General features: G+C 70.4%; 23 protein-coding genes and 1 pseudogene. 6 read left to right on the top strand and 18 right to left on the bottom strand.

Annotated elements, in window-relative coordinates:
• Window positions 1-41 precede the first annotated feature (41 nt).
• Window positions 42-446, top strand: coding sequence for a DUF5319 domain-containing protein (locus tag HQ314_RS13555; protein ID WP_027503788.1), 405 nt, complete (start codon window positions 42-44; stop codon window positions 444-446).
• A gap of 87 nt (window positions 447-533) precedes the next feature.
• Here the strand turns inward: HQ314_RS13555 and HQ314_RS13550 are convergent, their stop codons facing one another.
• The 3 genes from HQ314_RS13550 to HQ314_RS13540 form a co-directional block, all read right to left on the bottom strand.
• Complete coding sequence (locus tag HQ314_RS13550; RefSeq protein ID WP_222650314.1) at window positions 534-1,559, bottom strand: anti-sigma-D factor RsdA; 1,026 nt, start codon at window positions 1,557-1,559, stop codon at window positions 534-536.
• Window positions 1,552-2,130, bottom strand: a complete 579-nt coding sequence (locus tag HQ314_RS13545) for a sigma-70 family RNA polymerase sigma factor (protein WP_027503789.1) — start codon at window positions 2,128-2,130, stop codon at window positions 1,552-1,554. The genes HQ314_RS13550 and HQ314_RS13545 overlap by 8 nt, the downstream gene beginning before the upstream one ends.
• A gap of 136 nt (window positions 2,131-2,266) precedes the next feature.
• Window positions 2,267-3,022 (bottom strand): hypothetical protein, encoded by a 756-nt coding sequence (locus tag HQ314_RS13540; RefSeq protein WP_056695750.1) that lies wholly within the window; start codon window positions 3,020-3,022, stop codon window positions 2,267-2,269.
• A gap of 298 nt (window positions 3,023-3,320) precedes the next feature.
• On the opposite strand from HQ314_RS13540, the gene HQ314_RS13535 reads away from it, so the two are divergent.
• Window positions 3,321-3,614 carry a WhiB family transcriptional regulator gene (locus HQ314_RS13535; protein WP_037183820.1) on the top strand — a complete coding sequence of 98 codons (294 nt, stop codon included), beginning with the start codon at window positions 3,321-3,323 and terminating at the stop codon, window positions 3,612-3,614.
• Window positions 3,615-3,678: 64 nt separating this feature from the next.
• Here the strand turns inward: HQ314_RS13535 and groL are convergent, their stop codons facing one another.
• The 3 genes and pseudogenes from groL to HQ314_RS21400 all read right to left on the bottom strand — a co-directional run.
• A complete protein-coding gene (gene groL, locus HQ314_RS13530) occupies window positions 3,679-5,295 on the bottom strand; it encodes a chaperonin GroEL (protein ID WP_027503791.1) in 1,617 nt (538 codons plus the stop codon).
• Window positions 5,296-5,382: 87 nt separating this feature from the next.
• Window positions 5,383-5,682, bottom strand: coding sequence for a co-chaperone GroES (groES, locus tag HQ314_RS13525; RefSeq protein WP_027503792.1), 300 nt, complete (start codon window positions 5,680-5,682; stop codon window positions 5,383-5,385).
• A gap of 316 nt (window positions 5,683-5,998) precedes the next feature.
• Window positions 5,999-6,241: pseudogene (locus tag HQ314_RS21400) on the bottom strand (LLM class flavin-dependent oxidoreductase); the annotation flags it as partial.
• Window positions 6,242-6,414: 173 nt separating this feature from the next.
• Here HQ314_RS21400 and HQ314_RS13515 point away from each other — a divergent pair.
• Window positions 6,415-7,980, top strand: a complete 1,566-nt coding sequence (locus HQ314_RS13515) for an Hsp70 family protein (protein WP_222650313.1) — start codon at window positions 6,415-6,417, stop codon at window positions 7,978-7,980.
• Between the two features lie 7 nt (window positions 7,981-7,987).
• Here HQ314_RS13515 and tsaD read toward each other — a convergent pair whose 3' ends face one another.
• The 7 genes from tsaD to HQ314_RS13480 are packed head-to-tail and all read right to left on the bottom strand — an operon-like array spanning window position 7,988 to window position 14,382.
• Window positions 7,988-9,034 carry a tRNA (adenosine(37)-N6)-threonylcarbamoyltransferase complex transferase subunit TsaD gene (gene tsaD / locus HQ314_RS13510; protein ID WP_222650312.1) on the bottom strand — a complete coding sequence of 349 codons (1,047 nt, stop codon included), beginning with the start codon at window positions 9,032-9,034 and terminating at the stop codon, window positions 7,988-7,990.
• On the bottom strand, window positions 9,031-9,513 hold the full coding sequence (gene rimI / locus HQ314_RS13505; protein ID WP_027503796.1) for a ribosomal protein S18-alanine N-acetyltransferase: 483 nt from the start codon (window positions 9,511-9,513) through the stop codon (window positions 9,031-9,033). The genes tsaD and rimI overlap by 4 nt, the downstream gene beginning before the upstream one ends.
• Entirely contained in the window at window positions 9,510-10,166 is a 657-nt protein-coding gene (gene tsaB / locus HQ314_RS13500) for a tRNA (adenosine(37)-N6)-threonylcarbamoyltransferase complex dimerization subunit type 1 TsaB (protein WP_222650311.1), read from the bottom strand. Before tsaB ends, rimI begins: the two co-directional genes overlap by 4 nt.
• Before the next feature lie 21 nt (window positions 10,167-10,187).
• Window positions 10,188-10,658, bottom strand: a complete 471-nt coding sequence (tsaE, locus tag HQ314_RS13495) for a tRNA (adenosine(37)-N6)-threonylcarbamoyltransferase complex ATPase subunit type 1 TsaE (RefSeq protein WP_222650310.1) — start codon at window positions 10,656-10,658, stop codon at window positions 10,188-10,190.
• Entirely contained in the window at window positions 10,651-11,700 is a 1,050-nt protein-coding gene (locus tag HQ314_RS13490) for an alpha/beta fold hydrolase (protein ID WP_027503799.1), read from the bottom strand. The genes tsaE and HQ314_RS13490 overlap by 8 nt, the downstream gene beginning before the upstream one ends.
• Window positions 11,701-11,720: 20 nt before the next feature.
• A complete protein-coding gene (gene alr, locus HQ314_RS13485; RefSeq protein WP_222650309.1) occupies window positions 11,721-12,911 on the bottom strand; it encodes an alanine racemase in 1,191 nt (396 codons plus the stop codon).
• A gap of 40 nt (window positions 12,912-12,951) precedes the next feature.
• On the bottom strand, window positions 12,952-14,382 hold the full coding sequence (locus HQ314_RS13480) for an NAD(P)H-hydrate dehydratase (protein WP_222650308.1): 1,431 nt from the start codon (window positions 14,380-14,382) through the stop codon (window positions 12,952-12,954).
• Between the two features lie 56 nt (window positions 14,383-14,438).
• Here HQ314_RS13480 and HQ314_RS13475 point away from each other — a divergent pair, with 56 nt between their 5' ends.
• Entirely contained in the window at window positions 14,439-14,807 is a 369-nt protein-coding gene (locus HQ314_RS13475; RefSeq protein ID WP_037184149.1) for a plastocyanin/azurin family copper-binding protein, read from the top strand.
• On the opposite strand, the gene glmS is transcribed toward HQ314_RS13475, so the two are convergent.
• The gene (glmS, locus tag HQ314_RS13470; protein ID WP_056442516.1) at window positions 14,808-16,670 is read right to left on the bottom strand and encodes a glutamine--fructose-6-phosphate transaminase (isomerizing); all 1,863 of its coding nucleotides are present in this window, start codon (window positions 16,668-16,670) and stop codon (window positions 14,808-14,810) included.
• A 90-nt stretch (window positions 16,671-16,760) separates the two neighbouring features.
• On the opposite strand from glmS, the gene HQ314_RS13465 reads away from it, so the two are divergent.
• Window positions 16,761-17,627 (top strand): dienelactone hydrolase family protein, encoded by an 867-nt coding sequence (locus HQ314_RS13465; protein ID WP_027503804.1) that lies wholly within the window; start codon window positions 16,761-16,763, stop codon window positions 17,625-17,627.
• On the opposite strand, the gene HQ314_RS13460 is transcribed toward HQ314_RS13465, so the two are convergent.
• The 3 genes from HQ314_RS13460 to HQ314_RS13450 are packed head-to-tail and all read right to left on the bottom strand — an operon-like array spanning window position 17,600 to window position 19,724.
• A complete protein-coding gene (locus HQ314_RS13460) occupies window positions 17,600-17,836 on the bottom strand; it encodes a hypothetical protein (protein WP_222650306.1) in 237 nt (78 codons plus the stop codon). The genes HQ314_RS13465 and HQ314_RS13460 overlap by 28 nt on opposite strands.
• Window positions 17,833-19,383 carry a hypothetical protein gene (locus HQ314_RS13455; RefSeq protein ID WP_222650305.1) on the bottom strand — a complete coding sequence of 517 codons (1,551 nt, stop codon included), beginning with the start codon at window positions 19,381-19,383 and terminating at the stop codon, window positions 17,833-17,835. The genes HQ314_RS13460 and HQ314_RS13455 overlap by 4 nt, the downstream gene beginning before the upstream one ends.
• The gene (locus HQ314_RS13450) at window positions 19,380-19,724 is read right to left on the bottom strand and encodes a hypothetical protein (protein WP_204866875.1); all 345 of its coding nucleotides are present in this window, start codon (window positions 19,722-19,724) and stop codon (window positions 19,380-19,382) included. The genes HQ314_RS13455 and HQ314_RS13450 overlap by 4 nt, the downstream gene beginning before the upstream one ends.
• A 170-nt stretch (window positions 19,725-19,894) precedes the next feature.
• Between HQ314_RS13450 and HQ314_RS13445 the strand changes: the two genes are divergently transcribed.
• Window positions 19,895-20,935, top strand: coding sequence for an LLM class F420-dependent oxidoreductase (locus HQ314_RS13445; RefSeq protein ID WP_222650304.1), 1,041 nt, complete (start codon window positions 19,895-19,897; stop codon window positions 20,933-20,935).
• A gap of 12 nt (window positions 20,936-20,947) precedes the next feature.
• Here HQ314_RS13445 and glmM read toward each other — a convergent pair whose 3' ends face one another.
• Window positions 20,948-22,285, bottom strand: a complete 1,338-nt coding sequence (gene glmM, locus HQ314_RS13440; RefSeq protein WP_222650303.1) for a phosphoglucosamine mutase — start codon at window positions 22,283-22,285, stop codon at window positions 20,948-20,950.
• Window positions 22,286-22,342: the final 57 nt, after the last annotated feature.

The following is a 22,342-nucleotide window of genomic DNA, read 5'->3' as shown; positions in this document are numbered from 1 at the left end:
AGCGCTGGCGCAGACCGGCACTTGCTGCGTACCGTGGACGTGTGCGCGATCAACTGCCTCCAGGTCTGCCGCCGGATCCCTTCGCCGGCGATCCAGCCGACCCCTCGGCCGCCCTCGACGCCATCGAGCCCGGACAGCCCCTCGATCCCCAGGAACGCCTGGCGGTCGAGGAGGATCTCGCGGATCTCGCCGTTTACGAGGCACTGCTCGCCCACCGCGGCGTGCGAGGCCTCGTCGTGTGCTGCGAGGACTGCCAGCAGGACCACTACCACGACTGGGACATGCTGCGCGCGAACCTTCTGCAGCTTCTCGTCGACGGCACGGTGCGTCCCCACGAGCCCGCGTACGACCCGATTCCCGACGCGTACGTCACGTGGGACTACTGCCGCGGATACGCGGACGCGTCCATGAACGACGCGCTCCAGGGCGACGGGTACGACTCCTAGGACGTCGGCCCACACCATCACGTCACGACGAAGGCCCGCAGACAGTGTCTGCGGGCCTTCGTCGTGAACGCGAGTCGTGATCAGAGCTCAGTTGGGCACCACGGGCGTGTCCGGGGTGACCGCAGCCGTCGTCGAGGGCGCGGGCGCGGGGGCTCGCAGGATCTCGGGCGACAGCGTGACCGTGGTGGTGGGCGCCTGCGGGAAGAACGGCAGGTCCGTCGGCACCGGGAACGGCAACTGGATGTCCGTCGGCAGCTGCGGAATCTCCGTCGGGAACGGGACCTCCGGGAGCTGCAGACTCGGATCGACGGGGATCTCCGGGATGATGTCCTGCGGCACGGTCGGCACCGTGGTGACCGACGTGGTCGTCGGCACCGGCGGCGGCGGAACGGCAGCCGGTGCGGTCAGCTTCGCCAACTCGTCCGACAGGCGCGTCCACCACATCTGCAGCTGGGCACGCTCGTCCTCGTCGCGGATGCTCTCCGTGCGCTGTGCGGCCTCGGCCAGACGAGTCTTGGCCGTCTCCGCGTCACCACGAGCGAGCAGATCCTCGACCTCCTGCAGCGCCGACGTGGTGTCGACCTGCGCGACCGTCGAATCGGCCTGCTGGGTGAAGACGACCTCCTTCACCTTCCACAGGGGATCGCCCGGCATCGCGCTGTACGAGAACGCCGTGACACCACCCGCGAGGAACGCGACGGCGGCCGCGGCACCGGCGACGGGGCGCAGGAAACGCATCCGGCTCCGCGTGCGCTGACGGTGCAGCGCGTCCTCGGCCAGCGCGAGATCGATCGCCGCGGCGACCTGATCGAGATCGGGACTCTCGGGGAGCGGGTCGGCGAGGATGTCGGAACGCCATTCGGCCAGCAGACTGGCCAGGCGATACTCGTCGGAGTCGACGGTCGCGACGGGACCGTCGCTCGCGATCGCATCGATGAGCGCGTCGTCACGGCGCACGGCCATGATGTCGACGGGGCCGGACGACTCGAGGTCGTCGACGGCTCGGGGATCGACGCCACCTGCGCCGGAGGCGTCGGGGCGGCCGGTGGCTCCGTGTCCGGAGGCGCCGTGCCGAGAATCTCCAGCGCTGCCGCGCCACGAGTCCCTAGCCATACTTGTCACCTGCTCCCACTACTTCGTTCTTCAGCTTCGCTATTGCCCGGTGCTGCGCCACACGAACGGCGCCTGCGGTACTACCCACGGCGGCGGCCGTCTCCTCTGCCGACAACCCGACCACCAACCGGAGCACCAGGATCTCGCGGTGTTTCTCCGACAGCGTCGACAGCAGTTCGTTCATGCGGCGTCCTGCCTCCGAATCCAGCGCCCGTTGCTCGGGGCCGTCCTCGATGGACATGACATCCGGTACATCGGCCATCGGTTCGGATTTGTTACGCGACGAGCTGCGATGGGCGTCCGCGACCTTGTGCGATGCGATCCCGTACACGAACGCCATGAAGGGGCGGCCCTGGTCCTCGTAGCGCGGCAGCGCTGTCATGACCGCGAGGCACACCTCCTGGGCGACGTCGTCAGCAGACAGCTGACCCCTCTCACCTGCACCGACGCGCGCCCGGCAGTACCGGACCACGATCGGCCTGATGGTTTCGAGGACGACGGAGAGAGCCCTTCGGTCGCCGCGAGCAGCTGCGGCGACGGCCGAGTCCAGCCCCTCACCCGTGGCAATCATCGTCAGAGTGTTTCCCACCTCACATCGGGCCCGCTCCGGAATCGAGCGCGCTTCCTCCCGGTCCCCGACGGCCCGGTGCGGAACCTCTCAAGGATAGTCGCCGCCCGACGCGGCTCGACCGAACCGTACGGTTCGGTCACGAGAATTGCCCACCGCGTGACCGGATCGCAACCTCGAACCCTCGTCGGACAGCGCCGGCGTCGCGGTCACCGCACGCTTCGGACAAGCAGGCGGAGGCCCACGCGAGCGGGAGCAGGTCTGCGGCGACGGCGTCGTCGCGCACCGCGCGCGCTGCCGTCGCGGCGCCCGCGTGATCACCCCCCACCAGCAGGGCCGCGGCGTGCACCACACGGGACTTGACGAGGTGCCGCGGCGACCGGAACTCCCGTGCCGCCCGAACGGATGCCTCCGCCGCGTCGAGGGCGCGCCGCGCGTCACCCGACGCCATCGCCACCTCCGCACGGACCCACAGCACGCGGAGAGACACTCGCTGGTGCCCGGGCCGGGTGGCGAGCACCGACTCCGCCCGGGCGAGGAGGACGTCGGCCCGCGCGAGGCGGCGGGGACCGATGGCATCGGCGGCGAGACCGACGAGGGCGTCGACGGCGGCGTCGACGTCGATCGCCCGGCGCGGACCTGTCCCACGGGAGAAGCCGCTGTCGACGAGCGCCGCGCCGTCACGCACCGCGGCGTCGGTGTGGCGGCCGAGTTGGCGCAGCAGCGACCCCTCGAGGCTCGCGCCCAGGGACCGCACGGCCGGATCGGCGTCGCGCCGCAGCGACCGGGCCCCGGTGAGCGAGGCGGCGTACCACCCGCGGGCCCCGGCGTCGACGGCCTCCGACCACCGTGTCAGGAAGTCCGGACCGGGCACGGGAGGACACGAGGACTGCACGGGAAACAGAATAGTCTTCGGGCGTTATCCAGGAATTTACACACGAAATGTCACGACATTTCCGGGCACAGTGTGTCGGTGTCTTGTCGACGATGTGACAGGGACATTACGAGGACTCCCCTACCGGCTCGACACCAGAGAAAAGTGTCGTCCGAGTTAATTAATGCCTGCTCGGAGTATGCAGATCACCACGATCGAGACTGTTGACGGTGAAACTCGCCCGGCTCTACGGTTGCGACAGATCGTGAACTGCACCAGAAGAATTCACGACCGTGCGTGAGAGTCCTAGGAGTACACAATGCCCCAGCCCAATCACCTTCCCGGACCCAATGCCGATATCTGGGATTGGCAGATGCACGGATCGTGCCGCGGCGAGGACTCGTCGATGTTCTTCCATCCCGATGGTGAACGAGGACGAGCGCGAGCGCAACGCGAGATGAAGGCCAAGGAGATGTGCCGCGCGTGCCCCGTCCTCGCCCAGTGCCGGAGCCACGCGCTCGCCGTGAGCGAGCCGTACGGCATCTGGGGCGGCATGTCCGAGACCGAGCGAGAGGTCTTCGCGCGGCGCAACCGTCGCCGTCTGGCCTCCTGACCCCACGAACGAGCGAGGCCCCACCGGACAGTGTCCGATGGGGCCTCGCTCGTCGAGAGGGTGGTCAGTGGTTGTGGCCGTGACCGTGGCCGCCCTCGTCCTCGACGACCTCGGGCTTGTCGACGACGGTCGACTCGGTCGTGAGGATCATCTTCGCGACGGACGCGGCGTTCACCACGGCCGAGCGAGTGACCTTGACCGGGTCGATGACGCCGTCGGCGACCAGGTCGCCGTACGTCAGCGTGGCGGCGTTGAAGCCGGTGCCGTCGTCCGCGTCGACGAGCTTGCCGACGACGACGGAACCGTCGATACCGGCGTTGCTCGCGATCCAGTACATCGGGGCCCGCAGCGCGAGGCGCACTGCCTCGACGCCGATGGCCTCGTCGCCCGTCAGACCGAGGTGGTCCTTCAGGCCGCGGCTGGCGTGCACGAGCGCGGCGCCTCCACCGGAGACGATGCCTTCCTCGACAGCTGCCTTGGCGGCGTTGACGGCGTCCTCCACGCGGAACTTGCGCTCCTTGAGGTCGGTCTCGGTGGCGGCACCGACCTTGATGACCGCGACTCCGCCGGCCAGCTTCGCCAGACGCTCCTCGAGCTTCTCGCGGTCCCAGTCGGACTCGGTCGCCTCGATCTCGCGACGGAGCTGTCCGACGCGGTCGGCGATGGCCTCCGCGGTGCCCGCACCCTCGACGATGGTGGTCTCGTCCTTGGTGACGACGACGCGGCGTGCGCTGCCGAGCAGGTCGAGGCCCGCATCCTTGAGGCTGAGGCCGATGTCGGAGTTGATGACGGTGGCACCGGTGACGATGGCGAGGTCCTCGAGGAACGCCTTGCGGCGGTCTCCGAAGAACGGCGCCTTCACCGCGACGGCCTTGACCGTCTTGCGGATCGAGTTCACGACGAGCGTGGACAGTGCCTCGCCCTCGATGTCCTCGGCGATGATGAGAACCGGCTTGCCCGACTCCGCGATCTTCTCCAGGAGCGGCAGGAAATCGGGAAGGGACGAGATCTTCTCGCGGTACAGCAGGATCTGCGCGTCCTCGAAGACCGCTTCCTGACTGTCCGGATCGGTGACGAAGTACGGCGAGAGGTAGCCCTTGCCGAACTGCACGCCCTCGGTGATGACGAGTTCGGAGACGAGCGAGCTCGACTCCTCGACCGTCACGACACCGTCGGCGCCGACGCGGGTGAGCGCCTCGCCGACCATCTGGCCGATGACCTCGTCGCGGGACGACACGGTGGCGACCTGCGCGATGGACTTCTCGCCCTGCACGGGAACCGCGGCGGCGAGCAGTGCCTCGGACACGTGCTCGACGGCCTTGGTGATGCCGGCGCCGAGCGCGATGGGGTTGGCACCGGCGGCGACGTTCTTGAGCCCCTGCTTGACCAGGGCCTGTGCCAGTACCGTCGCCGTCGTCGTACCGTCACCGGCGACGTCGTTGGTCTTGGTGGCGACGCTCTTGACGAGCTGTGCGCCGAGGTTCTCGAAGGGATCCTCGAGGTCGATCTCACGGGCGATGGACACGCCGTCGTTGGTGACGGTGGGACCACCGAAGGCTTTGGCCAGCACCACGTGCCGGCCGCGGGGCCCGAGGGTGACCTTGACGGCGTCGGCGAGCTTGTCGACGCCCCTCTCGAGGCTGCGTCGTGCGACCTCGTTGAATTCGATTTGCTTGGACATGTGGCCTACCAACTCCTCATCAGTACGGCGTGACGCATTCCGCCCCGGGTCCTCGAGACAAGGACACCGGGGCGGAGGGCGTGGGGCTTACTTGGAGATGACTGCCAGCACGTCGCGTGCGGACAGGATCAGGTACTCCTCGCCGGCGTACTTGATCTCGGTGCCGCCGTACTTGCTGTAGATGACGGTGTCACCCTCTTTGACGTCGACAGGGATGCGATTTCCCTTGTCGGTCACTCGGCCTTCACCCACGGCCACCACGGTGCCCTCCTGGGGCTTCTCCTTGGCGGTGTCGGGGATGACCAGGCCGGAGGCGGTCGTCGTCTCGGCCTCGACGGCCTGGACGAGGATCTTGTCCTCGAGCGGCTTGATGTTCACGCCTGCCACGATGAGCCCTCCACTTTCACGATTGTCGGTCCGGGGCTGGTCCCCGGCACGGATTGTGCTGGTGTTCGTCCTGCTGGGTACTGCTCTGGTTCACGACGCACGATTGCGGTGGCCCGTCGTCGCGGGTGCCGGGTCACTGAACCTGTCGTCGACTAGCACTCTATACACGCGAGTGCCAGCACTCAACCTTCACGAGTGCACATTCTCGTGTCGCGTCGAGGACGCCATCGCCTCGCGGACCAGAGGCGCGACCTCACGGCCCAGAAGTTCGATGGAGCGCAGCACCGTCTCGTGGGGCAGCGTGCCGACGCTGATGCGTCAGACGGATGCGCTCGGTCCGCGCCGCGATCGCCGCGAGCACGACGGCGGGCGCGGACGCGGCGAAGTCCTCGCGGTGATGCTCACCGACGCCGTACACGTCCAGTCCCACCTCGTCGGCGAGCTGGGCCTCCTCGACCACCTCGCGCAGTCGTCGACCGTTGCCGCGCACCTCCTGGACTCCCTCCTCCGGGTAGGTCTCGGCGAAGGTGGTGATGCCGATCTCGACGCTCGCAGACACGGTGACGCGCCCCTTTCTCACTTTCGTGACGTCTCGTCATTGCACTGGTCAGGAAGGGGTTCGGTGTCCCTCCGCGGCCGGAACCAGCGCGGGATCTGCACTATTTCCGGCGGAGTTCGGTAACATTCGTATAACGGCAGCGTAGGAACGACCGCCCGAGGAGGTGCATGCACGTGTCGGACACACAGCAGGAGAGTGTGGTCCCCGAACCCACCATCGGGGTCTCGGCAGGATCCGAGGTGGTGTGCTGCGCCGTCCTCACCACCGCTCCCGACGGCACCGAGACCTTCGACTACCGCACCGTGACCGCCGAGGGCGCCCGCTCCGACATCGGTGACCTGGTCGCCACCTCGCTCGATCTCGCGTCCCACCACCTCGTCGACGACGACACCCGCCCCGCCACGTCGGGCGGACGTATCGCCGTGGCGCATCGCGGCGGTCTCGGGTCGCGGTCCATTCTGTCGGCGACCCGTCGTCATCACGTGACGGACGACCATCTGGTGACCGATACCGACGCTCTGCTGTGCTGGCTCCGGCACACCGGCGAGGTGGCGCGGTACGGCCACGTCCTGCTCGTCGACGTCGGCGCCTCGGGCACCACCACGACGGTGATCGATCAGGTCGACGGCACCGTGCGCGCGGTCCGGCGCACCGACGAGGTCAGCGGAGCCGTCCTCGACGCGCACCTCCTCGCCCTGACCGCCGAGAGGCTGCCCGCGGTCACCACCTCGGATCGCCCGGTGGTCGCGGCACGTCTGCGCACGGCCAAGGAGCAACTGTCCTTCCACCAGTCCGTCACCGTGGATCTGCCCGGAGCCGAGACGCTCACCGTGACTCGCGCCGAGATGGTCGTCGCCATCGCCGCACCGTTGGCTGCGCTGCGCGAGCTGGTTCTCGAGGTGCTCGACGAGGCCGGCCCGACCGCACGCCCCGAGGCGGCCGCCGTGGTCGGCGGCGGCGCCCACGTGCCCGCCGTGGTCGAGACCATCACCCACGCCGCCGACGTGCCCGCGGTGCCGACGTCCGAACCCGATGCCGCCGTGGCCAAGGGCGCAGCCCTGCTGGCCCGCGACCTCGGCCACTCGGTGCTGCCCGCGTCCACCCGGCCGCCCACCTCGATCGCCGGGGGCCTGCGAACGGTCGGGCTGCTCGCCGCGGCGTGCGCGGCCATGGCCGTCGTGCTCGCGTACGGCGTCCAGGCCCTGACCCCGTCGAGCGAGCCGGCCGTCACCACGGTGGCCACCTCGGAACTCCCGAACTCGACCACGGAGGAGACGGCCACCAGCGCGTCGGCACCCGAGGCGGCGCCGCCCGCTCTGACCGGTGGCTGGGAGGACGACGCGCCGGAGCCCACGGCCGCGGAACCGTGGCCGACGACCGACTACACCTACACCCCCGATGTGCGTCCCTACCCGACTCGCTCGTCGTCACCGTCGGCCACGGCGACGACGACCGTGGCGCCGCCGACATCCACCACCCCGACACTCCGCCCGGCTCCCGATCTTCCGGTCATCGTCCTGCCGGACGTTCCCGGAATCCCGCCGTGGTGGACGGACCTGACCAGTGTGCTGCCGACCCCGCCGGTGACGACGCCGGAGAGCACGCCCGAGTCCGGATCGACACCGGTGTCGCCCGCGCCCGGTGCCGTGGTGCCGGAGTCCGTGCTCCCCGAGGGCCTCGTTCCCGTACCGACCACGTCCGCTCCGGCGGTCACACCGTCGACTGCACCACCCGCCTGACGGGCCGTCAGACGACCTGGCTGACCGAGACGGGCAGGCCCGGATCGGTCGCCGCCGTCAGTGGTGACGGCTCGGCTCCGGATGCAGCGATGTGCGCCCCGAGCGTGGCGATCATGACGCCGTTGTCGGTGCATCGACGCGGAGTGGGCACGCGCAACGTCACCCCGGCCGCGGCGCACCGCTCCTCGGCGAGCGATCGGATACGCGAGTTCGCAGTGGCACCGCCGCCCAGGACGAGGGTGCCGATCCCCCGGTCGGTCACAGCGCGCAGCGCCTTCATCGTCAGGACATCGGCGACGGCCTCCTGGAACGACGCGGCCACGTCGGCCACCACGATCGGACGGCCGACGCGCTGCGCCGACTCGACGTGGCGAGCCACCGCGGTCTTGAGGCCGGAGAACGAGAAGTCGTAGCGGGAGTCGCGTGGTCCGGTCATGCCGCGAGGAAACGCGACGGCGCGCGGATCACCCTCTGCGGCGAGCGCGTCGAGCACGGGACCGCCGGGATACCCGAGTCCGAGGAGCCGGGCGACCTTGTCGAAGGCCTCTCCCGCCGCATCGTCGACGGTGCTGCCCAGTTCGACGATCGGTTCGGCCAGGGAGGACACCTCGAGCAGATGCGTGTGTCCGCCCGAGACCAGCAGCGCGACACACTCCGGCATCGGGCCGTGCTCGAGGGTGTCCACCGCGACGTGACCACCGAGATGGTTGACCGCGTAGAAGGGCACGTTCCACGCGGCCGCGTAGGCCTTCGCCGCCGCGACACCGACGAGGAGCGCTCCGGCGAGGCCCGGTCCGATGGTGACGGCGACGGCGTCCGGGCGATGAATACCCGCCTGCGCCAACGCTCGTCGCATCGTGGGCACGATGGCCTCGAGGTGTGCGCGCGATGCGATCTCGGGGACGACACCACCGAAGCGGGCGTGCTCGTCGACACTGGACGCGACCTCGTCGGCGAGCATCTCGCACGTGCCGGTGCCCGACGCGTCTCCGGTGTAGCGGACGATGCCGACACCGGTCTCGTCGCACGAACTCTCGATTCCCATGACGATCACGGGTGACCACCTCTCGTAGTCGGGGCGGGCCTGGTCATGGTGTACGCGTCCGCACCGCTGGGCTGGTAGTAGCGGCGGCGCGTCCCGACGATGTCGAAGCCCGCCCGGCGGTACAACTCGATGGCCGGCTCGTTGTCGGTGCGCACCTCGAGGAACACCGGACCGCCGTGCAGGTCCGCCTCGTGCAGCAACGCGTCGAGCAGTGCCCTGCCGATACCGCGACGCTGCGCGGCGGGATCGACGCCGATGGTGTGGACCTCGGACTCGGTGTCCTCGCCCTTGCCCAGCAACGCGATCCCGGCGTACCCGACGGCCCGACCGTCGTCCTCTCGCACGACGAAGTACCGCACGTGCGGGCCGCGCAATTCCTCGACGAAGGCCGATGCGGGCCAGGGCCCGTCGGTGGGGAACAGCACGGCCTCGAGCTCCGCGCACCGGTCCGCGTCCTCGACGCGCATCGGTTCGACCGTGCCGATCATGCGCGGGTCTTCGCCGCTCTATCGGCCGTCGCCACCGCGTCGGGACGCCGGAGATACTGCGGCACAAGTGCCGTCGGCTCCGCGCCGGAGCGCAGCGCCTGCGCGGCCACGGCGACGAGGCATTCCGGGGACGGACTCTCGACCGGTTCCACGGGCAGGTCCACCAGATCGACGTGCAGTGCCGATCCGGCCACCACCGTCGACTCCCCCACGACGATGTCCGCGGCGGGCGAGACGAACGGTCCGGCGATGCGCTCGGCGCCGCGGAACCGTGCCCAGTACACCTCCCGGCGACGCGCATCCGTGACGACGAGGACCTCGCGATCACCGGGCACGGCCGCGGCGATGGCATCGAGACTGCCGACACCGTGCACCGGGATGCCGAGGGCGTCACCGAAGGCGGCTCCCGTCGCCATGCCCACGCGCAGGCCGGTGAACGGCCCCGGTCCGGTGCCGACGACGACAGCGGACAGGTCGTCCGCGGTGATGCCGGCGTCGGCGAGGCACTCGAGGATGTGTGGGGTGAGAACTTCGGCGTGCTTACGGGCGTCGACGGTGACGCGCGTCGCGAGCGGCTGCGGGCCGGTGTCGTCGAGCCGCACCACCCCGGCCGTCACGGCGGGAGTGGAGGTGTCCACGGCGAGTATCAGCACGGGGATCCAGATTACCCGTGCTCACCCGATCCACTGCCACGTGGCGGTGCGGACGTCGGACTCCGGCTCGCGCCGCAGCCGGATCAGCAGGTGCCGGTCGGCGAGGGCCTCCGCGATGCCCTCGCCCCACTCCACGACGACGACGGAGTCCGCCAGCTCGGTGTCGAGGTCGAGGGCGTCGAGCTCGTCCATCGCCGAGGCGCCGGTTCCGAGCCCCAGCCGGTAGGCGTCGACGTGCACGAGCCCGGGGCCGGTGTCCCCGCCGGCGCGGTGGGTGCGCGCGATCATGAACGTCGGCGAGCTCACGCGGCCGAGCACGCCGAGTCCGCGGGCGAGACCCTTCGTCAGCGTCGTCTTACCTGCGCCGAGGGGTCCGTCGAGCACCACGACGTCGCCCGCTTCGAGCTCCGCGGCGAGGCGCTCGCCCAGGAGCTCGGTGTCCTCGGCCGTCGAGAGGACGGCCTGGCCCTCGACCGGCACCGCGTCAGCCAACGGTTCGCCTCGTCGGTTCGGCGCGGACCCGTCCGTCGCGTGCACGCTGTACCAGACGGTCCAGGGCGTCGTTCACCTCGTCGGGGAACTCGAGCTGCACCAGGTGACCGGCGCGGCGGACCCGGACCATCTCGGCGTGCGGGAGCGCGTCGGCCAGCTGCTCCGACTTGTCGAACGGGATGACCCAGTCGTCGTCGCCGCACAGCACCAGGGTCGCCGTGTCCGCGATGACGGGCAGCGCCTCCAGTTCGTCGTGCAGCTCGAGCGCCTGGAGAAAGTTGACCATCGTCACCACCGAGGTGTCGTGGATCATCTGCTCGGCGAACGCCTCGAGGGCGGGACTGACCGCGGTGCCGAACGACGCCGCGCGCAGCACCGGGGCGATGACCCCGCGCACGACACCGCGGCCGAACTGGACCGCACCCGGAGCGGTCCGCACCGCGAGCCGGAACGCGTCGACGGCCGGATTCTGGAGGTTCCGTCCGAGACCGGTACGCGCGAGACCCGCTGCGGTGGTGGACATCAGCGCGACTCCGACGACCCGCTCGGCCACCGCGTCGGGGAACTGGCGAGTGGCCGCGAGCACCGACATGCCGCCCATCGAGTGGCCCACCAGCACCAGCGGCCCACGCGGTGCGACGGCCCGGATCACGTCGGCGAGATCGATGCCGAGGCGGGCGATGTCGCACTCGTCCGGCGAGACGTCACCGGATCGGCCGTGACCGCGCTGGTCGTAGAACACCATCCGCACGTCGTCGCCCCACCGGCGGGCGAGCTCGCGACGCTGGTAGTGCCAGCACTCCATGCGCAGGCAGTATCCGTGCACGAACACCACGGTCAGCGGCGCCTCGAGTGGACCGACCTCGCGCACCGCCAGCGGCACTCCGTCTCCGCTGGCGACGACGCACCCGCGATCGAACTCCATCGACTCGAAGTCCTCACGCCGACCGGCGTCGGGCACCGGCGGGCCCACCCGGCGCCGCACCGCCGTGATGCCGGCCACGGCGGCCACGGCCGCGATACTCGCTGCGCCCCCGGCCATTCCGGCGAGACGGGCGCTGATCACGAGACCCCTCCGGCGAACGTCCGTCGTACTCGACCGCGGATACCGGTCACCACCTCGTAGTTGATCGTGTCGAGCGTCTCCGCCCAGTCCTGGGCCGTGGGCTCCCCGTGGTCGCCCGGTCCGAAGAGGTACGCGGTGTCCCCCTCGGCGACGTCGGGGCGGCCGGGTCCGAGGTCGACGACGATCTGGTCCATGCACACCCGGCCCACCGCCGGATACCGCACGCCGTGGATCGACACCTCGTATCGGTTCTTCAGCGCACGCGTGATGCCGTCGGCGTAGCCCACGGGCAGCAACGCCACCGTCGTGTCGACGGGAGCGATCCACTCGTGGCCGTAGGAGACGCCATCGCCGGCAGCCACCCGCTTGAGCAGGATCACCGTGGCGCGCAGCGTCATCACGGGGCGCAGTCCGAACCATCCGAGATCGGGTGCCGGGGACAGGCCGTACAGCGCGATGCCCGGTCGGACCATGTCGTAGGCCAGGTCGGGGCGGATAAGGGCACCGGCGGAATTGGCGATGTGCCGTACCTCGGGTGCCACGCCCGCTCGGGCCATCGCGTCCGCGGCGGCGTCGAAGCGCTCCTTCTGCCGGTCGTTGATCGGATCGCCGGGTACGTCCGCATCGACCAGGTGGGAGAACAGGCCGCGCACGCGCAGCGCGCCACCACGCTGCTCCGCCACCAGGGCGTCGACGGCCGCGTCGAACTCGTCCGCACCCACCCCGTTGCGATTCATGCCGGTGTCGACCTTGAGGGACACCACGGCGGGACGGCCGACACGGCGTGCGGCGTCGGCGACCTCCGCTATCTGACGGGGCGAGGACACGCCGATCTCGACGTCCGAGTCGATCAGTCCCGTGAAGTCGGTGCCGGGGGCGTGCAACCAGCACAGCACCGGCGCCGTGAGACCCGCGGTGCGCAGTCCGAGCGCCTCCGCAGCCGTGGCGACACCGAGTTCGCGAGCACCGGCCGCGAGCGCCGCCCGAGCGACCTCCACTCCGCCGTGGTTGTAGCCGTCCGCCTTGACGACGGCCATCACCGCAGCATCGCCGGCGTGCTCGATCAGGATGCGGGTGTTGTGCGCGACGGCGTCCAGATCGATCAGCGCCTCGGCCTGCGGGCGAGAAGTCGGAGCCGGTGCGACCGGACTCGTCGGCACCTCCTGCGCGCTGTTCACCGGCGTCATTCTGCCATCGACACCCCGCACCGACGTGCGGTGGCGGGTGTCAGGCCTGTGCGCGGAGGTCGCCGACCGCGTCCGCAACGGCGCGGAGCAGCGGTGAGGCGGAGATGGGAGCAGCGGTACGCCGACCTCGATCGGTGGCGGCGAGCGCGGCCGCCCGCGAGTGCGCGCGAGCGCCCATGACGGCGGCGGTGCGGGCCGGCACGCCCGCCGCGAGGAGCGCTCCGATCATGCCGGACAGCACGTCGCCGGACCCGGCCGTCGAGGACCAGGACGACCCCGCGTCGTCGACGGAGACGGCGCCGTCGGGATCCGCGATCACCGTCGCTCGCCCCTTGAGCAGCACCGTCACGTTCCAGTCGGCCGCGAGGGCGCGGACGGACCGGACACGATCGGGTCCGGGCGCGGACCCGGTGAGTCGCTCGAACTCTCCCGCGTGCGGTGTCAGCACGGTCGCCGACGACCGTCCGCGCACCAGCTCGGGTCGCCGCGACAGCACGGTCAGTCCGTCGGCGTCGACGAGGACCGGGACGTCGGACTCCAGGACGGAGCGCAGCCGGTCGGCCGCGTCGTCGTCGGTGCCGAAGCCAGGCCCGACCACCCAGGCCTGTACACGTCCTGCCTCGTCGACCGAACGGGCGGTGACCACCTCCGGGTAGTGATGCACCACCTCGGCGCCGCCCTGCCCGACGTAGCGGACCATGCCGGACGTCGCCGCCACCGCAGCGCCCGTGCACAGCACGCCCGCGCCGGGATACTTCTCGCTGCCCGCCATGATTCCAGTGACGCCCTGGGAGTACTTGTCGTCCGCAGGTCCGGGTACCGGCCACGCGCGGCCCACCTCGCCGTCGTCGGGAGACGTGATCGTCGCGGCGTCCTGAACGAGGCCGATGTCGATCAGGTGCAGCTCGCCGCACCACGCGCTCGCGAGCACGTGCACCGGCTTGTAGGCGCCGAACGCCACCGTCACGGCGGCACGGACGGCGGGACCGTCGACGTCGCCCGTGTCCGGGTCGACACCCGACGGCAGGTCCGCAGCCACGACGGGGGCGGTGAGTCCGTCGACGATCGCGGCCGCGTCCGGTCGGAGCGACCCCCGCGCGGACAGGCCGACGATGCCGTCGATCACCAGATCGGGGTCGCCGGCCCGCGTCACCACATGTCCCGTGGCGGCCCGGAACGCCGCCAGTGCGGCGGGGTGGGCGCGATCGGGGCGGAGCAGCAGTGCCTCCACGGCGACACCGCGCCGACGTAGTTCGGCGCCGGCGAACAGCGCGTCGCCGCCGTTGTCCCCGGATCCGGCGAGAACGAGCACCCGTCTGCCGACCACCCCGCCGGTGCGGGCCCGGAGTTCACGAGCGACGACCGTCGCCAGTCCGTGGGCCGCGCGACGCATCGCCGCGTACTCGGGCAGTCGGGCCAGCAGCGGGGCTTCCGCCGCTCGCACCTCGTCGGCGGTGTGGAAGTGACGCATGCGTCCCACGGTAGCGCCGACCGGCCACGATGCACGGCAGGTCTACCGTGGGAATCATGGCTCGCCTGACAACACTCGCGGCGACGATCGGAGTCACTGCCGCACTGGCACTGTCGCTCACATCGTGCACCGAGGACGCCCCCACCGCCGAACGTCCGACCGGGCCGAACGTCGTCACGGTCGCCGCGATGGCCTACTCCCCTGCCAGCGTCACCATCTCGCCCGGCGACACCGTCACGTGGTTCTTCGACGACACCGGTGTCGCGCACAACGTGATCGGCATCGACGCTGCGTCCCGTCTGCTGCACAGCCCGATGATCTCGTCGGGTCAGTTCAGTCAGACGTTCGACGACCCCGGCACGTACCCGTACTTCTGCTCGGTGCACCCGAACATGACGGGCACCGTCATCGTCCGAGAGAGCTGATCACTCGACGGTGACCGACTTCGCGAGGTTGCGCGGCTTGTCCACGTCGTAGCCGCGCGCCTGCGCGACCTCGGCGGCGAACACCTGCAGCGGCACCGTCGACAACAGCGGCTGCAGAAGTGACGGCGCGGCCGGAATCTCGATGAGGTGATCGGCGAACGGCCGCACCGTCTCGTCGCCCTCCTCGGCGATCACGACGGTCCGGGCGCCGCGCGCCTGGATCTCACGGATGTTGCTGAGCATCTTCGAGTGCAGCACCGCTCGGCCCTTCGGCGACGGCATCACGACGATCACGGGCAGGTCGTCCTCGATGAGGGCGATCGGACCGTGCTTGAGCTCGCCGGCGGCGAAGCCCTCGGCGTGCATGTACGCGAGCTCCTTGAGCTTGAGCGCACCCTCGAGGGCGACCGGGTAACCGACGTGGCGACCCAGGAACAGCACCGTCGGTGACGACGCCAACTCGCGGGCCAGAGCGCGAACGGGCTCGACCGTCTCGAGCACCTTCCTCACCAGGTCCGGCATGGCCTCGAGATCCGCGTACTCCCGTGCGACCTCGTCCGGGTACTTGGTACCGCGAGCCTGCGCCAACGCCAGACCGACCAGGTAGTTGGCCGTCACCTGGGCGAGGAACGCCTTGGTCGACGCGACACCGATCTCCGGTCCCGCCCGCGTGTAGAGCACCGCGTCGGCCTCGCGCGGGATCTGGGAACCGTTGGTGTTGCAGACAGCCAGGACTCGGGCCTTCTGCTCCTTCGCGTGCCGGACCGCCTCCAGCGTGTCGGCGGTCTCGCCCGACTGGGAGATGGCCACCACGAGTGTCGAGCGGTCGAGAACGGGGTCGCGGTAACGGAACTCGCTGGCCAGCTCCACCTCCACGGGGAGGCGGGTCCAGTGTTCGATCGCGTATTTCGCCAGCAGCCCCGAGTGGTACGCGCTGCCGCACGCGACGACGAACACCTTGTCGACGTCGCGCAGCTCCTGATCCGACAGTCGCTGCTCGTCGAGGACGATGCGACCGTCGGTGAAGTGTCCGAGGAGGGTGTCCGCGACCGCCGCGGGCTGCTCCTGGATCTCCTTCAACATGAAGTAGTCGTGACCACCCTTCTCGGCGGCGGCGAGGTCCCAGTCGATGCGGAACGGACGCCCCTCGGCCTCGGACCCGTCGAAGTTCATGACGTCGTAGCCGTCGGCGGTGATCACCACGACCTGGTCCTGCCCGAGCTCGACCGCGTCGCGCGTGTGCTCGATGAAGGCGGCGACATCGGACCCGACGAACATCTCGCCCTCGCCGACGCCGACGACCAACGGGGTGGAGCGACGGGCCGCGACGATGGTGTCGGGGTGATCGACGTGGGTGAACACGAGCGTGAAGGCGCCTTCGAGGCGCTGCAGCACCGCGAGGGCGCTCTGGACGAAGTCTCCGGCCGTGGGGCCCTCGTCGTAGGCGGCGGCGACCAGATGGACGGCCACCTCGGTGTCGGTGTCCGACTCGAACTCGACGCCTGCGTTCTCGAGCTCGGCGCGCAGCGGCGCGAAGTTCTCGATGATGCCGTTGTGCACGACGGCGACGCGGTCGGCGCGGTCGCGGTGCGGGTGGGCGTTGCGATCGGTGGGCCGTCCGTGGGTCGCCCACCGGGTGTGGCCGATCCCGCTGGTGCCGACGAAGGTGTCCCGCCCGAGTTCGTCCAGTTCGGCCTCGAGATTGGCCAGCTTTCCGGCCTTGCGCTCGACGGCCATTCCCCCGGACCCGTCCAGGACGGCGATGCCGGCCGAGTCGTATCCGCGGTACTCCATCCGGCGCAACGCCTCCACCACCACCGGTAGGGCTCGACGATGTCCGACGTACCCGACGATTCCGCACATGGGACGACAGCCTACTTCGGCGCGGGCGGCGCTCCGGCCGCCCGCACGTCGACGGCATGGCGAAACGCCGCGTCGACTACGGTCAGTGCTGTGCCGAAGACGCAGAAGTTGGTCGCCGACCTGACCAAGCGGGGTCCCCATCGCGTGCTGCGCGGTGACCTCGCTCTCGCGGGCCTGCCCGGTGTGATCTACACGCCCAGTGAGGGCACGGGCCTGCCGGCGATCGCCTTCGCGCACGGCTGGATGACCGGCGCCTCCCATTACGACTCGACGCTGCGGCATCTCGCGTCGTGGGGCATCGTCGTCGTCGCGCCGAACACGCAGCGCGGACCGGTGCCCTCCCACAGCGCCCTGGCGCAGGATCTCCTCGTCGCGCTCGACGTGTGCACCGGCATCCGTCTGGGCACCGGCGACATCAGCGTGCACCCCGCCAAGCTCGGCCTGGTGGGCCACTCGATGGGTGCCGGCGCCGCGGTGATCGCCGCGGCTCAGCGATCGGACGTCGCCGCTCTCGGTGCGCTCTATCCGGCGCCCACCTCCCCGCGCGCCCTGTCGCCCGGGATCGCCGACGCGGTCACGGCGCCCGCTCTGGTTCTCGGCAGTCCGTCCGAACTGAACTCCCTCACCGCCGAGCCCGTGGCGCTCGCCGATGCGCTCGGTGGCCCCACCCTGCTCCGCGTGATCGACAAGTCGGAGGGTGACGGCATGGTCGAGGGCCGGAAGCTGCTCAGCTTCCTGGGCGTCGGCAACGCCCAGCCGAAGACTCGGCGCTCGGTGCAGGCTCTGCTCACCGGCTTCCTCCTGCACCGCCTCGCGGGCGACGACACGTACTCCGACTTCTCCGATCCCGACGCCGTCGTCAAGGGCACCGAGGTGGTCGACCCGAACGCGCCGACCGCGGACGCCCCCAAGAAAGTCAGCGCGATCCGTCAGCTGAGCCACCTCGCCGGTCGCTGAGGCGCCGCCGGCGGAGCCTCGTCGCCGGCCACTGCCTCTGTGGCCGATCGCAGGATCACTCCCGCGCGACGCGGCACCACCCGCACGGCCTCCGAGCGCTTCCGAGCCTCCTCGTCGATGGCCGCGAGGCGGGTCCGCACACGTCGCGTCGCCCGCCGGTGCTCCCGGACGACGGCGTCGATGATGTCCGCGGTGTTCTGCGAGTTCACAGCGGACCGGCTTCCGCGAGCTCGGGTCGCGCCGGCTCGCCGACCGTCGCTGCCTCACCGATCGGGTCCGTGACCGGTTGCGGCGCAGCGGGTTCCGTGACATCGCCGGATTCCGCAGCAGTGGGAATGCAGTCCGGTGGTGCGACGACCGGGAGCCCTTGATCCGCTGCCTCCTGTTCGACTGCCTCCTGATGCGGCTCGTCCCGTTCCGCTGTGTCCGGGGTCTCGGACGACGGCTCCGACGGCTGTTCCGATTGCGGCGCCGCCTCGTCCATCACCTCGGTGAGGACGGGCAGTCCGAGAGGCCCGGCAGCGAGAGCGAAGTGATGGGACTCCCCCGCCGCGTCGTGGGTGCGGATGTCCACGGCCCCGTCCGCGCCGAGGGCGACACTCACCCCGCGACCGTCGAGCTCCGCCTCAAGGTGACCGCGCTCGACGTCCTCGGCAGGCGCAGTCAGTGCCGCCTCCGGTGAGATCTGCGTCTCGGCGGGCGGTGGGTCGCACGGCGCCGCGGTCGACATCACCTCGGTCATGGCGTCCCGCACCGCCCGCCCGATCACGTCGGCGAGCGGTGAGCGATCCTCGACGGGAGCGACAGGCAGCGTCGCGGGCGGCTCCGCGACCACAGGAGAGGGCGCGACGGCGAGCGACGGCGGCTCGGGTGCAGCGGCCGGCGCCGTCACCGACGCCGGCGCGGTCGCTGCAGCCGGCACGGTGCCTTCCGCCGGCACACACTCGCACGCGTCGTCCTCGACGAACCGGTGACCACTCGGCCACGGCGAGTCGTCGATGTCCGCCGCGGCGGCGCAGAGTGCCGCGTAGACCTCCGACACCGCGGTCTTCGTCGAGGTGCACAGCTCCTCGAACGCGGCCACCCGCTCGGTCATCGCCGGCACGAACACGGTGTCCAACCACTCTCGGCATCGGGCCGCGACCGGTTCGAGGACCTCGGCCTGCCGCCTGCCGGGATCCGACGCGGACAGCAGCATCGCCTCGAGACCCGGGAACACCGAGGCCAGCGTCCGCACCGCGTCCGGTGCGGACGGACCTCCGGCGCCGGCGATGGTGGCCGCGACCTGCGCTGCGTCGCGGCCGCCCACCTGGTCGGCGCGGAACGCGGAGGCGGCGATCGACTTGTCCTCGACGATCGCGTGCAACCCCGTCGACGCGGAGGCCATCGCTGATCCGATCGCCTCGAGCTGATCGGCGTGGCCGGCGGACCTTGCGCACTGCCGTCGAAGGATGTCGAGCGCGGCGTCGGCGGCATCTCCCGACCAGGCCTCCCCCAGGGCGTCCGCTGCGGCGGACTGTCGACCGATCTCCACGCGCGCGTCGGCCGCCGCGGCACGGAGGCGGTCCGCGTCCGCCCGGAGGGCCTCGGTATCGAGTCCGCGTTGCTCGTCGTAGCGAGCGCAGAGAGCGACGTGGGAGGTACTCATCGCTGCACCGCTCGCACCGACCATCGGGAGGAACGTCTCGAAGAACGTCAGGCCCTCGCTCCCGAGGTCCAGCAGACCGTCGATCGTGGGCGGCACCGGTGCGGTCACCGATCACCTCGTTGTGCCGGCACGCCCGGCGCCGCGACGCGCAGGGCGGTGACATCGTCGAGCGACACCGAGCCCTCGATCGATGCCCGGAGGGCGGCCGACGTCGCAGCGGTGGCCTCGGACCAGGAGCGCAGGCCCTCCGACAGCCGCCCGAGTCTGTCCTGCAGGACGGCGGCCTCCGCACGGTGGTTCCGGCCCGCCGACTCGACCCCGAACAGACCGCCGACACCGCGCTCGGCGGACACTCCTACGGCGCTCGCGGACTCCTCGAGGGCCGTGATCGCCTCTCGGGCCGCCCCCTCGTCCAGCGCCGTTCCGCCTGGCGACCTTCCACTGCTCATGTCTTCCCCTCCCGAGTGATCCCACGACAGCGCGACCCTCACGGATCAGACGCATCACCGCGCCCGTGCGTTCCCGGCGAAACGGTAGCCGTCGGTCGGCGCAACCGGTAGGACCGGTAACCTCCGATTTCACAGGTGGGTAACACACACTTCGGCGATCAGGGAGCCCCATGCGCATCGGTATGCAGTTGAACTACTCGGGCGGATTCAGCGAGACGGTCGAGGAGGTCGGGGCTCTGGAGAGGGCGGGAATGGACATCGTGTTCATCCCCGAGGCGTACTCGTTCGATGCCGTGAGCCAGATCGGCTTCCTCGCCGCGAAGACGTCCACCATCGAACTGGCGTCGGGAATCTTTCAGATCTACACCCGCACACCGTCGCTGCTGGCCATGACCGCCGCCGGCCTCGACTTCGTCTCCGGTGGCCGCTTCGTCATGGGTATCGGCGCGTCCGGCCCCCAGGTCATCGAGGGCTTCCACGGCGTCAAGTACGACGCCCCGCTCGGCCGCACCCGCGAGATCATCGAGATCTGCCGCCAGGTGTGGCGCCGCGAGAAGGTGCAGTTCGAGGGCAAGTACTACCAGATCCCCCTGCCCGCCGATCAGGGCACGGGTCTGGGCAAGCCCCTCAAGCTCATCAATCATCCTGTGCGAGCCGACATTCCGATCGTCATCGCGTCACTCGGACCCAAGAACGTCGCGCTCACAGCCGAGCTGGCCCAGGGCTGGGAGCCCATCTTCTTCCATCCGGAGAAGGCCGAGTCGGTGTGGGGCGAGTCGCTCGCGGCAGGCAAGGCGAAGCGCGACCCGTCACTGGGTGAATTGGACGTGTACGCCAGCCCTGCCGTGGCAATCGGCGACGACGCCGACCAGTTCCTGCCGTGGATCAAGCCCCAGTTGGCCCTCTACATCGGCGGCATGGGCGCCAAGGGCAAGAACTTCTACAACGACCTCGCGGTGCGGTACGGCTACGAGGAGGGGGCCGAGAAGATCCAGGACCTGTACCTGGCCGGCAAGAAGGAGGAGGCCGCGGCCGCCGTTCCGGACGAGCTGGTCCGGTCGATCTCGCTGATCGGCACCGAGAGCTACGTCAAGGAACGCCTCGCCGCCTTCGAGTCCGCGGGCGTGACCACCCTGAACATCCACCCCATCGCGGCCGACACCGCGGGCCGGGTGGGCCAGGTGGAGCAGCTCAAGGCCCTCATCGGCTGACGGGCCGAGACGTCAGCCGACGGCGCCGACCACATCTGCGATGTGGTCGGCGAGTCGGCGAGCGGTGTCTGCGGTGTCCGCCTCCACCATCACGCGGACGAGCTGCTCGGTTCCCGAGGGACGCAACAACACTCGACCCTCTCGTCCGAGCTCGTCCTCCGCACGGGTCACCGCGTCCTGCACCAGCGGAGCCGACGTCGCGGCGGACTTGTCCTGCACGGGCACGTTGATCAGCACCTGGGGCAGCGTGCGCATGATGGACGCGAGGTCCTCGAGGGTGCGTCCCGTCTCGGCCATCCTGGCCATGATCTGCAGGCCCGTCAGCACACCGTCACCGGTGGTGCCGAATGCGGGCAGGACGATGTGGCCCGACTGCTCACCGCCGAGTCCGTAGTTGCCGGCGCGTAGTTCCTCGAGAACGTAGCGATCGCCGACAGCGGTGGTGCGCACCGTGATTCCGGCGTCACGCATCGCGATGTGCAGTCCGAGGTTGCTCATGACGGTGGCGACCAGCGTGTCGTCGGGAAGCTCACCGCGCTGGTGCATCGCGATCGCGAGGATCGCCATGATGGCGTCCCCGTCGACCACGGCGCCGTTCGCGTCGACCGCGAGACAGCGGTCCGCGTCGCCGTCGTGGGCGAGTCCGAGGTCGGCGCCGTGCTCGACGACGGCCTTCTGCACCACGTCGAGGTGGGTGGACCCGCATCCGTCGTTGATGTTCAGGCCGTCCGGGTCTGCGTTGATGGCGATCACGGTCGCACCCGCGGCGCGGTAGGCGTCCGGCGCGGCGGTCGAGGCGGCTCCGTGAGCGCAGTCCACGACGACGGTGATGCCGTCGAGGCGTCGGGTGACGATGGTCGCGAGATGGCTCTCGTAGCGGGCGAGGGCGTCCGGGGCCTGTCGCACGCGGCCGATGGCGGCACCGACGGGGCCCGTGGCGGGCGCGTCGAGCAACGCTTCGATGCGGTCCTCCTGGTCGTCGTCCAACTTGTGGCCGCCGGCCGCGAAGAACTTGATGCCGTTGTCGGGCATCGCGTTGTGCGATGCGGAGATCATGACGCCGAGCTGCGCGTCGTAGTCGTCGGTCAAGTAGGCCAGGGCCGGGGTGGGGACGACACCGACCGTGAGGACGTCGACTCCGGCGGAGGACAGTCCGGCCACGATCGCGGCTTCGAGCATCTCGCCGCTCGCGCGCGGGTCCCGTCCGACCACGGCCAGGGGGCGGGTGGTCGACGAGGCGACCTCGCCGAGCACCGCTGCGGCGGCACGGCCGAGTCGTAGTGCGAGGTCTGCCGTCACCTCCTCGTTCGCCAGTCCCCGAACTCCGTCGGTACCGAACAACCGGGCCATGACAGTTACCTCTTCCGAGCAGGTGGAGCGTATGCAGGTGCCGTGACACGAAGCAGG

The organism is Rhodococcus sp. BP-332, assembly GCF_019836065.1.
GTDB lineage: Bacteria > Actinomycetota > Actinomycetes > Mycobacteriales > Mycobacteriaceae > Rhodococcoides.
The sequence above is the reverse complement of the archived record's forward strand: the minus strand, read 5'-3'. Positions and strand labels throughout refer to the sequence as shown.